This is a genomic window from Gammaproteobacteria bacterium (assembly GCA_013003425.1).
Taxonomy (GTDB): domain Bacteria; phylum Pseudomonadota; class Gammaproteobacteria; order Steroidobacterales; family JABDKV01; genus JABDJB01.
The window spans coordinates 1-12,070 of sequence record JABDJB010000091.1 but is presented as its reverse complement, the minus strand read 5'-3'; the positions used below and the strand labels follow the sequence as shown (position 1 = coordinate 12,070).

At 58.6% G+C, this 12,070-nt stretch carries 11 protein-coding genes; 5 read left to right on the top strand and 6 right to left on the bottom strand.

The features are described from left to right. A partial coding sequence (locus HKN06_12555; protein NNF62141.1) for an acyl-CoA desaturase occupies positions 1-534 on the bottom strand: 534 nt, incomplete at its 3' end. A 185-nt stretch (positions 535-719) separates the two neighbouring features. Here HKN06_12555 and HKN06_12550 point away from each other — a divergent pair. The 5 genes from HKN06_12550 to HKN06_12530 are packed head-to-tail and all read left to right on the top strand — an operon-like array spanning position 720 to position 6,342. Then, positions 720-1,634 carry a MerR family transcriptional regulator gene (locus HKN06_12550; protein NNF62140.1) on the top strand — a complete coding sequence of 305 codons (915 nt, stop codon included), beginning with the start codon at positions 720-722 and terminating at the stop codon, positions 1,632-1,634. Positions 1,635-1,642: 8 nt separating this feature from the next. Beyond that, entirely contained in the window at positions 1,643-2,917 is a 1,275-nt protein-coding gene (locus HKN06_12545; GenBank protein ID NNF62139.1) for an FAD-dependent oxidoreductase, read from the top strand. Then, positions 2,886-3,659 (top strand): DUF1365 domain-containing protein, encoded by a 774-nt coding sequence (locus HKN06_12540; protein NNF62138.1) that lies wholly within the window; start codon positions 2,886-2,888, stop codon positions 3,657-3,659. The genes HKN06_12545 and HKN06_12540 overlap by 32 nt, the downstream gene beginning before the upstream one ends. Continuing rightward, positions 3,656-4,900, top strand: a complete 1,245-nt coding sequence (locus HKN06_12535; protein NNF62137.1) for a class I SAM-dependent methyltransferase — start codon at positions 3,656-3,658, stop codon at positions 4,898-4,900. The genes HKN06_12540 and HKN06_12535 overlap by 4 nt, the downstream gene beginning before the upstream one ends. Further along, complete coding sequence (locus HKN06_12530; protein ID NNF62136.1) at positions 4,897-6,342, top strand: deoxyribodipyrimidine photo-lyase; 1,446 nt, start codon at positions 4,897-4,899, stop codon at positions 6,340-6,342. Before HKN06_12535 ends, HKN06_12530 begins: the two co-directional genes overlap by 4 nt. A gap of 548 nt (positions 6,343-6,890) precedes the next feature. Here the strand turns inward: HKN06_12530 and HKN06_12525 are convergent. The 5 genes from HKN06_12525 to HKN06_12505 all read right to left on the bottom strand — a co-directional run. Further along, a complete protein-coding gene (locus HKN06_12525; GenBank protein ID NNF62135.1) occupies positions 6,891-7,508 on the bottom strand; it encodes a DUF924 domain-containing protein in 618 nt (205 codons plus the stop codon). Further along, positions 7,505-7,909 carry a DUF3052 family protein gene (locus HKN06_12520; protein NNF62134.1) on the bottom strand — a complete coding sequence of 135 codons (405 nt, stop codon included), beginning with the start codon at positions 7,907-7,909 and terminating at the stop codon, positions 7,505-7,507. The genes HKN06_12525 and HKN06_12520 overlap by 4 nt, the downstream gene beginning before the upstream one ends. Before the next feature lie 180 nt (positions 7,910-8,089). Continuing rightward, positions 8,090-9,292 carry a pentapeptide repeat-containing protein gene (locus HKN06_12515; GenBank protein ID NNF62133.1) on the bottom strand — a complete coding sequence of 401 codons (1,203 nt, stop codon included), beginning with the start codon at positions 9,290-9,292 and terminating at the stop codon, positions 8,090-8,092. Positions 9,293-9,674: 382 nt separating this feature from the next. Beyond that, the gene (gene shc / locus HKN06_12510) at positions 9,675-11,726 is read right to left on the bottom strand and encodes a squalene--hopene cyclase (protein NNF62132.1); all 2,052 of its coding nucleotides are present in this window, start codon (positions 11,724-11,726) and stop codon (positions 9,675-9,677) included. Positions 11,727-11,749: 23 nt separating this feature from the next. Continuing rightward, positions 11,750-12,070, bottom strand: a 321-nt coding sequence (locus HKN06_12505; GenBank protein NNF62131.1) for an insulinase family protein, incomplete at its 5' end; no start/stop codon positions are given.

The following is a 12,070-nucleotide window of genomic DNA, read 5'->3' as shown; positions in this document are numbered from 1 at the left end:
GTTGAGCAACACGCCGAAGAAAAACAGCACCACGCCCTGCGCGATCATGATCGGCCAGTAGGCGCGATCAAGAAACCGCAGCTCCGGGTAGCGTTCCAGGTCTGCCACCGTAGCGCCGCCGCGTTGCAGGGATTTTTTTCGAAACAGCCAGCCAATGTGGCCGCGCCAGAAGCTGTAAGCAACAGGGGAATGCAGATCGCCCGGGGTGTCGGAATATTTATGATGGTCGCGATGATGCGACACCCACCACATCAGGCTGCCCTGCGCCGCCAGCGTTCCGCCCAGGCCGAGTAAAAACTGCACCGGGCGCGAAGTGCGAAATGCACGATGCGAAAAATAGCGGTGATAACCGGCAGTGATGCCAAGCGCCCGCACAACAAAAAGCGCCATGCACACTGCCAGCGCTATCCAGCTGAACCCGGCAAACACCACCAGCCCGGCGAGCAGGTGAAAAACAACCACGCCGCTGATCGCAGCGAGCGAAAAGGGCATGGCTTCGTCGCGCCTGCCTTCAGCGAGTAAATCAGTCGTCATGGCCCGGCAGTATGGTTCGACCGGGCGCCAATGCAAGCCTGTACAGGTTTCCCGCTTACTGTGCACTGCAGCAGTTGCCTGCGTAGCGGGTTGATATACCTACTGATACAACTGGATACACTTTACACCTGCCGAATGGTCATCCCGGGTTGTATAGTTTTTACATATCGGCGGAAGTACCCATCATGGCATTTAATCCAGAATCTGAAGAGCTGTTTCCCATTCGCACAGTTGCGTCGCTGACAGGCGTCAACCCGATAACGCTGCGTGCGTGGGAGCGGCGCTATGGTCTTATCAAACCCAGTCGCACTGATTCCGGGCATCGGCTATACAGCAAGAAAAATATCGAGATGATCAATCGAGCGGTGGAACTGCAGAAACAGGGCATTTCCATCGGCCGCGCCGCCCAGCTGCTGCGCCAGCACCTTGGCACCGAGGATCTGCAAAAACAGCACTCGTGGACAAAGCTTCGAAACGAAATGCTGCAAGCAATTGGTGAGTTCTGCGAAACCCGGCTTAATTTAATTTACGAGGATGTGCTGACCAGCCATTCCATCCAGAAAGTCATCCGCCATCTCATCGTGCCGGTGCTGGACGAAACAGGCCGGCGCTGGCAAACGGGGGAGATGGGCGTCGCCGAAGAGCATTTCTTTGCTGTTTACCTGCGTAACAAGCTTGGCGCGCTGTTTCATCACCGCACCCGCCTTACTCGCGGTCGCAAGATTCTTGTCGCCTGCATGCCGGGTGAGCTGCACGAAGTCGGCATGCTGTTGTTTGCGCTCGCCGCTCACGATCGCGGCTATCGACCGGTAATGCTCGGCGCAAATATGCCGCTGGACGATCTGCCGTCCGCAGTGGACAAAGCCGATTGCAGCGCAATCGTGCTGTCCGCCAGCTGCCAACCGCCGCTGCAGGCTCTTGAACAACTGGAACGACTCGCTGGGGCAGTATCAGTGCCTGTTTTCCTTGGCGGCGGCGCTATGGCCGACAGCAGGATCCGGACGTCCAGGGTGGTAAACCTCGGTGCAGATATCGACGCCGGCCTGCAGGAATTGTCCCACCACATCGGTCCGACCGCGAAAGCTGCGCGACTGCAGTAATTATACAAATGAAAATTGCCATTGTAGGAACCGGCATATCCGGCATGCTTGCTGCATACCGGCTTCAGCAGCGCCACCAGGTTACGGTATTCGAGGCTGGCGACTACATAGGCGGTCACAGCAATACGGTCGATGTAAGCCTCGGCGATGGTCACTGGTCGATCGATACCGGGTTCATCGTCTTCAATGACCGTACCTATCCAAACTTTATTGCGCTGATGGACGAACTCGGTGTCGCCAGTCAGCCGTCGCGCATGACATTCAGCGTGAGTTGCAATGAGACGGGGCTGGAATACTGCGGCGGCAACCTGAACGAAGTGTTTGCGCAGCGCCGCAACCTCGTGCGTCCTTCTTTTCTGGCCATGCTGCGCGACATACTGCGCTTCAATCGTGAGGCCCGGAAATTGCTCGACGATTCGCAGGACTCGCGCAGCCTTGGTGATTACCTTGACGATGAGGGCTATGGCCAGCCATTTGTCCGCGACTACATCATACCGATGGCCGCCGCCATCTGGTCTACCGATCACGAGCTTATGTTCCGCTTTCCTGCGCGGCACTTCATTCGCTTTTTTGATAACCACGGGCTGCTGCAGCTGAAAGACCGGCCGCAGTGGCGCACCATTACCGGCGGCTCGCGACAGTACGTTACCCGACTCACTGCGCCTTATGCCGATCGCATTCGCCTCAACACACCGGTCCAGCAAGTCGAGCGCTTCGACGACCGGGTCGAAATAACGGCCAGCGGCACTACCGAGACTTTTGATGTCGTGTTCATAGCCACGCACAGCGACCAGGCGCTGGCGATGCTGACCAGGCCGACCCGGAATGAATCCGATATTCTTGGCGCAATTCCCTACCAGCCAAACACAGCCGTACTACATACCGATCCGGCACTGTTACCTCACCGGCCACTTGCGCGGGCGGCATGGAACTACCTGCGCAAACGAGCCGCCGACACTCGCGTGGCGCTCACTTACTACATGAACATCCTGCAGTCGATTGATGCACCGCACGACTTCTGTGTCACGGTGAATCGCGACGATGATATTGATCCGGCCGGTGTAATCCAGCGAATTGACTACGCTCACCCCGTATTCACGACCACCGGTGTTGCAGCGCAACGTCGATATGACGAGGTAAATGGGGTCAATCGCACCTATTATTGCGGAGCCTACTGGGGTTATGGCTTCCACGAAGACGGGGTGAACAGCGCGCTGGCCGCGCTGCGGGCCTTCGACCGGCATGAAAAAGATGAAAAGCTGTATTTACGAAGGGCAAGTTAAGCATCGCCGTTACACGCCGGCAGAGCATGGATTTACCTACCGGCTGTACATGATGTACCTCGATCTTGCCGAGCTCGACAAGGTGTTTGCGAAACGCTGGTTCTGGTCGCACCGGCGTTTTGCGTTAGCGCAGTTCCGTCGCAGTGATCACACTGGCGATCCCGCAGTGCCGCTGGACACGACAATCCGTGACCTGGTGGCAGCGCAAACCGGGCACCGACCCACCGGGCCAATACGACTGCTCACCCACCTGCGTTACTTCGGTTACTGCTTTAACCCGGTAAGTTTTTATTTTTGTTTTGACGCCAATGACACGCAGCTTGAAACAGTCATCGCCGAAGTAACCAACACGCCCTGGGGCGAGCGTCATTGCTATGTGCTCGGGCAGGCCGACAACCTGGGCGACGACCGAATCCAACGCTTTGAATTTGACAAGGCGCTGCACGTTTCGCCGTTTATGGAAATGGACAACCACTATCGCTGGAACTTCAGCACACCTGGCGACACGCTCAGCGTGCACAATGAAACAAGCCGCGATGGCGACCGTTACTTTGATGTCACCATGGGCCTGCAGCGGGTCGAGATTGGCTCGGGCGCACTGGCACGCGTGCTGCTGCGCTATCCGCTGATGACTTTTCGCATCATCGTTGCCATACATTACCAGGCACTGCGGCTATGGCTGAAGCGCGTGCCGTTTTTACCGCATCCGAACAAACGACAACAACCGGAGACCCAGATATGAACAGCGTAGCGATAAAACGCAGCACCGCGCGTGAAAGCTGGCTGGATCGACTGGGCCGGAGGCTGGTCCTGGCACAGTTGTCGCGTCTGCGCGACGGACAACTCATTATTAAAGACCCGGCGGGCGAACATACTTTTGGTCAGCCGACCGAACGCTGCCCGCTAAGCGCCAGCATTGAAGTAGTCGATACCTCGATGTACGCGGAGTTTGCCTTTGGCGGCAACGTGGCGGCCGGCGAATCCTACATGCGCGGCATGTGGCGCGCCGACGATCTGGCAAAAGTGACACAAATCTTCAGTGCCAACCTGGCGGTATTGCAGGATGTCGAACGCGGGGTAGGTGCACGCCTGAAAAGCTTTGCCCGACGGAGATTACACGGGCTTAACAAGAACAGCCGCAGCGGCAGCCAGCGTAACATCAGGGCTCACTACGACCTTGGCAACGAGTTTTTCCGGCTGTTCCTCGACGAGTCGATGATGTATTCATCGGCAGTGTTTCCTGAGGCCGACGCCAGCCTGGAGGACGCCTCCTTTCACAAAAACGAATTGCTATGCAAGAAACTGGCACTGCGGCCGGATGATCACCTGCTTGAAATCGGCACCGGCTGGGGTGGGTTTGCCATCCACGCTGCCAGACGTTTCGGCTGCCGGGTGACAACGACGACTATTTCGGCCGAACAACACGCCGAAGCACAAAAGCGCGTGCAACAAGCTGGCCTGACCGACCGCGTCGAACTGCTTACCACCGACTACCGCGATCTCGAGGGGCAGTACGACAAGCTGGTGTCCATCGAGATGATCGAGGCTGTCGGTCATCACTACCTCGATACTTATTTTCAGAAGTGTGCCTCGCTGCTCAAACCCGACGGCCTGATGGCATTGCAGGCTATTACCGTGCCGGCGCAGCGCTACGAGTATGCGCGTGACAACGTGGACTTTATCAAGCGCTATATTTTCCCCGGCGGCTTTCTGCCATCCGTCGAAGCCATTGCCGGCGCAGTGAAGCGACGCACCGACATGGAGTTTGCTCACCTGGAGGAAATCGGCATGCACTACGGCGAAACATTGCGTCACTGGCGCGATCGCTTCGCCAGCCAGCTTGCGGAGGTGCGCCGGCAGGGCTACCCGGAGACTTTCATTCGCATGTGGGAGTACTACTTGTGTTATTGCGAGGGTGGGTTTCGTGAACGGGTAATCGGCGCCACTCAGCTGGTGCTGGCCAAGCCGGGGTATCGTTCATGAGTGAAACAACTCTGGTGTGGTTTCGTCAGGATTTGCGGCTCAAGGACAACCCGGCGCTAAACGCTGCGCGTGAATCTGACAACCCGATGGTGCTGGTTTATATCCTCGACGAGACGATCGATCCGGACGAGCAGATTGGCGGCGCTGCAAAGTGGTGGCTGCATCACAGCCTTGATGCGCTGGCGCAATCAATCGAGAAAACCGGCAACCGGCTGGTGCTGCGCCGTGGTGACCCGTTGGAGATCCTCGAGGAAATCGCTGAAAAGGCCGATATTACCGAGGTTCACTGGAACCGCGTCTACGAACCGCAGGCCATCGCGCGCGACAAGGAAATCAAGGCGGCACTTTGTGACCGTGACATCGACGTGAGCAGTCACAACGGCAGCCTGTTGTTTGAGCCATGGACGGTCAAAAACCAGGCCGGCAAACCCTACAAGGTTTACTCGCAGTACTGGCGCCGCGGTTGCCTGCAAAACAAGCCGCAGTGGCCGGAGCTGAATGGCAAACCACGCAAACTCGCTGCCTCGAAGAAAAAGATTGCCTCGGACAAGCTGAAGGACTGGGCATTGTTGCCAAGTGATCCCGACTGGGCCGAAGAGTTTGATGTCTGGCAGCCAGGTGAAAAAGGCGCGGCAATGCGTTTACGCCAGTTCATCGACAAGGGCCTTGATGGCTACAAGGAGCTGCGTAACCGACCTGACATGGAAAAGGTTTCGCGCCTGTCACCACATCTGCACTGGGGTGAAATTGCGCCGTGGCACGTTTGGGCTGCGGTCGAGAGCGCCGACGCTGCTGATCGCAGCATCTCGCGCAAGGACGTCGAGCATTTTCTCAGCGAAATCGGCTGGCGCGAGTTTGCCTATCACCTGCTGTATCACTTCCCTACCCTGCCGGTGAAAAACTGGCGCGAGCAGTTCGACGGTTTTCCCTGGAAGAAAAGCAAGAAGAAGCTGAAGGCATGGCAGAAGGGGCAGACCGGTTATCCCATCGTCGACGCTGGCATGCGCGAGCTATGGGCCACCGGCTGGATGCACAATCGCGTGCGCATGATTGTGGCTTCTTTCCTGATCAAGGATCTAATGATTCACTGGCGCGAAGGTGAACGCTGGTTCTGGGACACGCTGGTCGATGCCGATCTTGCCAACAACAGTTCCAGTTGGCAGTGGGTAGCAGGTTCCGGTGCCGATGCAGCACCCTACTTTCGGATCTTTAACCCGGTCACCCAGGGTGAAAAATTTGACCCGGACGGCGAATACGTGCGCCGCTGGGTGCCGGAGATTGCCGAACTCGACGAAAAGGTGCTTCATCATCCGTGGGATGCCGACGCGGATGAGCTTAAAGATGCCGGGGTAAAACTCGGCAAGACCTACCCCAAACCAATCGTCGACCATGCCGAAGCGCGTGAAGCGGCACTGGCTGCCTACCAACAAATCAAAAAGTAAAACTCCACGAATGCGGCCTGCAGGAGCAGCTTCAGCCGCGAACAAACCCCGTAGATGTCGTTCGCACCTGTAGGAGCGGCTTCAGCCGCGAACAAACCCAGCGATATGCCCCGTAGGAGCAGCTTCAGCCGCGAACCCCGCCGACGGCGGCAAATAAAGACAAACCGGCCCCGCCCCGAAGGACGGGACCGGCTGTCTCCACCCGATCACACCACATCCCCGGGCACGAATGCCGGGTGCGCCGGCCTCCATGCCCGGATCAGCGGTTCGAGATTCGGCCAGATGATCGAGCGGCCGAAACAGACAGGCGTGTGCGGGGTTCAATTGCGGTCAGATGCCGCTCACATCACCTGGTAGCCGCGCAGTATCGGGTGATCCTGCACGACAGGCTATCGGGGAAAACACCCAGCCGCAGGAGCGCGGCACCTCGCGGAATAGTTCGCGGCTAAAGCCGCTCCTACACGCACGGATGACATCGTGCGGGGTTTGTTCGCGGCTGAAGCCGCTCCTGCAGGTACGAGGCGTCGTGCGGCATATTGCGGGCGAGTCTACGTTTGCTTCTGGCCAAACGTGGGTGCATCGCCGGCCAGGTACTCTGCTTCCTCCGCGGTGGATTCGCGGCCGAGAATGGCATTACGATGCGGGAAGCGGCCGAAGCGCGCGATGATGTCGCGATGCAGGCGCGCATGGTGCGCGAAACCGCCATCAAAAAACTCACGTGATGACTCTGGCACGCTGTCTGCCAGCGCCTCGTAAAGAGAAACCGACTGCATCTGCACAGCGAGTGATTCAGCGTGCTGCATTGGCATGTAGAAGAACACTTTTTCAACCGGCCCAAGCCGGCCGTCGTGACCAGCTACAATACCTGCCTGACTCAGGCTCAGGCTCCTGTTATCGCTGGCGAATGCTTCGGCAGCGCCGCGGTAAATGTTGCGCGTGAACTGGTCGAGCAGAATAATCAGCCCCAGGCAGCCCTCTGGCGCTTCTGCCCAGTCGTCCAGCCTGCCATCACGTGCCGCAACTACATCATCACCGAATTGATCGCGAATCGGCTGGTCCTGCTGTGCGCCGGATGCAAACCAGAACTCCATCCGCTGTGGAATGCTGTCGATATCCCGGCGCGTGTCGCCCAGCCAGAATTCCAGCACGTCCTCTGCTGTGCTCATCGGTCTTTTACCCGGTAAACAAATTTCAGCGCCGACCAGGTGTCATCGACCGCACAGATTTTCACGTCTACCAGCCCCAGCTTCAGACCCGCACTACGTACATCGCCTTCCGCCAGGTCACTTTGCATGCCAGACGATTTCTTTGGCCATGACACCCACAGCGTTCCGTCCCGGGCCAGCGCCCGTTTGACACCAGAGAGCCGCGCACGCAGATCCTTTATTGAGGCACAGAACAGATGCACAAATTCCATTTCCTTCCCCGGCCGAGACAACAATCTCAGGCCTGCAGGCAGCTCACCCAGCGTGGTTCGATAGTTGTCCGGCTCGCGTATGAATACCGCACGCATCCCCGGCTTCAACCCCAGTTTTTTCTGCAACGGCGTTCCCGAGTACCCGGCCATCACCAATATCCTTTTGCATGAATGCTGAATATAGCTGGTCTGGCACACACGCGCCGCTAACCCGTGGCAAGTAGTCACCGCTGAAAGCCGCTCCCACACCACTAACTAACCGGCGGCGGTTTTCCAGGTGTTCGGCGCCTGACGCCATTTGCGCGATCAAATGCGCGAGACTATTCAGGATCAGGAAACGCCCCTCTCGCGGACGGCGCCGCACCAGTCGTCGAACGGCTCCCTGAAAGTCCGCGAGAGATGATTCTCCGCGAGTCGTACACGGTATAAGTGCGGTTCGTGCGAGCTGTAGTCGAAAGCCTCTGAACTGACGCCGTCGGCTTCGGCGAGAAATACCGGCAAACCAAGTCCGGTGGCCAGGCCGAGTTCGAGGCAGGTCCACGGCGAAGTCAGCCCCTGGTCGCTAATCTCGCGGGCCTGTGGCGTTGCCGCCCGCCACAATGCCGAACGTACGTTCAGATCGGGAACGGCGACCACTGCAACGCCGGCACATCCGCTCATCACCCGACGAACCTCGGCGAGCGCACCGGTGGTGGCGTAGGCGCTCGGACTCACTTCCTCGACGTCGAGGCCCTGGTCACGAATCCGATCCGCCAGCGCCCACACGAGTTGACGGGTTTCGATATTGGCCGCCCCGGGCCGGCTCAGGAACACCGAGAGTTTCTCGCCCCCGCTCCAGGTCGAGTCGGGGGCGCCATCGGAAATGTAATTGCCGTTTTCATCCAGCCTTTCGCTGATTTCATCTGGTACGTTACGGGCATTCGCAAAATTTGCGCCATCCAGTTTTGCGCCGCCAAACCGAGCACCGAGCAGGTCCGCTTCGTAGAAATTGGCGTCTCGCAGGTCTGCTCCCTTCAAAACGGTGCTCGCCAATCGGGCCTGGTAAAACTGAGCCTCACGAGCGTCGGCATTTTTTAACGAAGCGAGCGTCAGGTCGGCGCGAAAAAAATCTGCACCACGCAGTTCGGCCACTTTGCCTTCACGCGGACCAAGATACGCGCCCTGCAGGTTTGTTTTTTGCAGGTCGGCTCCGACCAGCGTTGGCGCATACACCAGTCCGTCCGCCAGCAGTTTCTGAAAACTGCCTGTCTCGATGTTTCGCAGGGTGGCGGCGATGACGTCTTGTGCCTCCTGCGCATACGGCGTGCCTTTACCACCCTGCTCGGTCTTTTCGTTAAAAAATCGCCGCAGCATGATGGCGCCTGCCCGGCGATGGACCGCGTCTCCGGCACCGAGGGAATCGACGGTTTCCCGAAAGGCCGTTCGTACTATCGCCTGGCGTTCACGATGTGCAAAGTACCTGTAGCCCGCGGCGATAACGCCAGCCAGCGTTACGATTGCCCCGATAAATACAGCGAGATCTGAAAAACTCATATCGCTCACCTCAAAAGCCTTTCTCGTGCATGCCCATGCGACGGCGGCGAGAAAGACAGACTCTGCCGGTTGTATTCCGCCTGTCCGGACGACTGATAATAATTATAGAGGGCCAAAAGGGGGCATGCCGGAGCCCGATTGACGCCGTTCATCAGCTCGGCCTGCGGCCTCACAGTAGAATCGCTACGCGATAAATTCGATTTGCGTGTCCCGATACACGCGGATCAGGCCCGCCGCAAAACTCCGTCGCAGGCAGTCGCGGCTGAAGCCGCTCCCACAGGAACCTGTCGCGAGCAGTCGCGGCTGGAAGCCGCTCCCACAGGAACCTGTCGCGAGTAGTCGCGGCTGGAAGCCGCTCCCACAACAGATTGCGAGCGGCGGCCTAACCGTGACCGGAGTGCAGGTAGCGACGCGCCCGCCCCATTGCGATGAGAGGGAAGTAATGACGATAAAGGTTGTAATTGATCATGAACCCGCGCGCCAGCTCTGTACCCTGGCTCAACCGCCGTTCCAGGTTGGTCTCCGCCAGGTCCATGCGCGCGCCAATACCGTAGCCGGGAAAACCGGTTCCGGTGTACTGCGGTTCATCCCAGGTGCCGTCGTCATCCTGCTTCGCGATCAGCCAGGCCAGGCCACGCTCGATGGCGACCCGATAAGCCGGTTCGCCCATTGCCAGCAGCGCCATCAGGGCCCACGCCGTTTGCGAGGCAGTACTGTCGCCGCGACCCCGCATGCTGCGATCCATATATGACGCGCAACTCTCGCCCCAGCCACCGTCCTCATTCTGATGCTCAGCAACCCAGTCGGCAGCAGCCCGGATCCACTGCTGTCGCATGTCCTGCCCAACTGCATGCAGGGCCGGCAACACCGCTGCCGTACCGTAAAGATGGTTGACGCCCCAGCGACCAAACCAGCTGTTGTCGTCTTCCTGCTCGTTGACCAGGAACTGGTAGCCACAGCGAACCACCGGATCATCACTTGTCATGCCAAGCATGCCAAATGCCTCGAGCACGTGACCGGTGACGTCGGCACTGGGCGGGTCGAGCGTCTCGCCAAAATCGCAAAACGGTAGCTTGGTGAGCAACTCGTTGTCGTTGTCTTTATCAAACGCCGCCCAGCCGCCGTTACTGCATTGCATGGCAACAACCCAGTTACGTGCACGCTCGATGGCCTGGTCAATACGCGCGTGATCGTGATACTGGTCACGGAGCAGTGCCAGTACCATCAGCGCCACCGCGGTGTCATCGACATCCGGATAGTTGTTGTTGGCCCGTTCAAATGGCCAGCCACCAGGCTCGACACCCTTTACCTTTACCTGCCAGTCCCCGCCGGTGGTGACCTGCTTGTTGAGCACCCATTCCAGTGCACGCTGCATCGCCGGAGAATCGTGCAGCTTGCGGTCACAATCGGCGAGCGCCAGTAACGCAAGCAGCGTATCCCAGACGATGGACTCACTGGCCTGCACCCGCAGCGAGCCGTTTTTTTCGTAGGTCCAGTGTGCATCCAGCGCATCCAGGCCCTTCTTTACGACCGGGTGTTCCAGCGCGTAACCCTCGTGGTGCAAGGCTATAACCGAGTAAATCCACGGTGGCTGGATGCCGCCCCAGGCGCCGTCCTCCTCCTGCCGTTCCACGACCCAGTCCAGGCACCGGCGGATCGCAAATTCACGCAGCGGCAGGATGGACGTTATCCCGCCAAGCGACTGGTAAACATGCAACAGACGGTCAGCACCACGAAAAGCCAGTTCCCACACGTCGCCTACTTTGCGCGGCAGCGTATAGTCCATCTGATCGCGACCGTCAGGAAACAGCTCATCCAGCCGACGCTCCGGTGGCAGTCGATAGACCGCGCGTCGCGCTGACAGCACCGCGAGCGGTATCACGGTGCCGCGTGCCCAGCTGGCCATGTCGTAAATTGTGATCGGCGCCCAGTCCGGCAGCAGGATGACTTCCGGCGGCAGGTTTGGCGTGTTTTCCCACGGCCATTCACCGATCAACGCAAGCCAGTAACGGGTAAAGACGCGAACCTCACTCAGCCCGCCGTTGGAAAAGATCCATTCGCGTGCCTTGCACAGTGCCGCATGATTGGCATCTATTCCGTGTGCACGCAACGCCGCGTAGCACTCTACGGTTGCGTTGATGTCTCCGGTCGGGGCGTCGTAGTAAACCTCCCAGGAACCATCATCACGTTGCGCATCGAGAATGGTTTGTATCAGTCCGGGCTTTTTCGGGTCGTTGTCACGACCGACTACATGCATGACCAGCAGCCACTCCGCTTCCATGCACTGGTTGGACTCGAGCATACCAACCCAGGAACCATCTTCGAGCTGATTGTCATCAAGCCATGCTGCGGCCCGATCGATCGCATCGCTCAGCTGCTGCGGTGTAACCGCCAGAGCCGCCGGGCGCGCACTGCCTGTCGCGCTGTCTGTCATGCCCTGCCTTTTGTTGCGCTTATTCAGCGTGGCGTAAAGCTGGTTTGCGTGATATCCATCTCTGTCACTGTGCCGTAGCGGGCAACTTCGTCGCGTATTGCTGCAGCGTTACCGATCAGCACAAATACCAGGTCATCCCTCGCCGGAAAAACCGATTCGACTACGGCTTTGGTCCCGGACAGGTCAGCCAGCACCAGTTCCTGAGGATAGGCGTTGATATAGGCATTATCCAGATTAAAAAACTCCAGCTGGCCGATCTGCCGTGCCAGCTGCGGGCCCGTTTCAAACGCCAGGGGGAATTGTCCCAGCACGTAAGCCTTGGCCGAGGCCAGCGCCGCATCGTC

What these genes read in the sequence shown, in the direction of transcription:
- HKN06_12550 (NNF62140.1), top strand. Translation starts at nt 720, where the DNA reads ATGGCATTTAATCCAGAATCTGAAGAGCTGTTTCCCATTCGCACAGTT.
- HKN06_12545 (NNF62139.1), top strand. Translation starts at nt 1,643, where the DNA reads ATGAAAATTGCCATTGTAGGAACCGGCATATCCGGCATGCTTGCTGCA.
- HKN06_12540 (NNF62138.1), top strand. Translation starts at nt 2,886, where the DNA reads ATGAAAAGCTGTATTTACGAAGGGCAAGTTAAGCATCGCCGTTACACG.
- HKN06_12535 (NNF62137.1), top strand. Translation starts at nt 3,656, where the DNA reads ATGAACAGCGTAGCGATAAAACGCAGCACCGCGCGTGAAAGCTGGCTG.
- HKN06_12530 (NNF62136.1), top strand. Translation starts at nt 4,897, where the DNA reads ATGAGTGAAACAACTCTGGTGTGGTTTCGTCAGGATTTGCGGCTCAAG.
- HKN06_12525 (NNF62135.1), bottom strand. Translation starts at nt 7,508, where the DNA reads ATGAGCACAGCAGAGGACGTGCTGGAATTCTGGCTGGGCGACACGCGC.
- HKN06_12520 (NNF62134.1), bottom strand. Translation starts at nt 7,909, where the DNA reads ATGGCCGGGTACTCGGGAACGCCGTTGCAGAAAAAACTGGGGTTGAAG.
- HKN06_12515 (NNF62133.1), bottom strand. Translation starts at nt 9,292, where the DNA reads ATGAGTTTTTCAGATCTCGCTGTATTTATCGGGGCAATCGTAACGCTG.
- shc (NNF62132.1), bottom strand. Translation starts at nt 11,726, where the DNA reads ATGACAGACAGCGCGACAGGCAGTGCGCGCCCGGCGGCTCTGGCGGTT.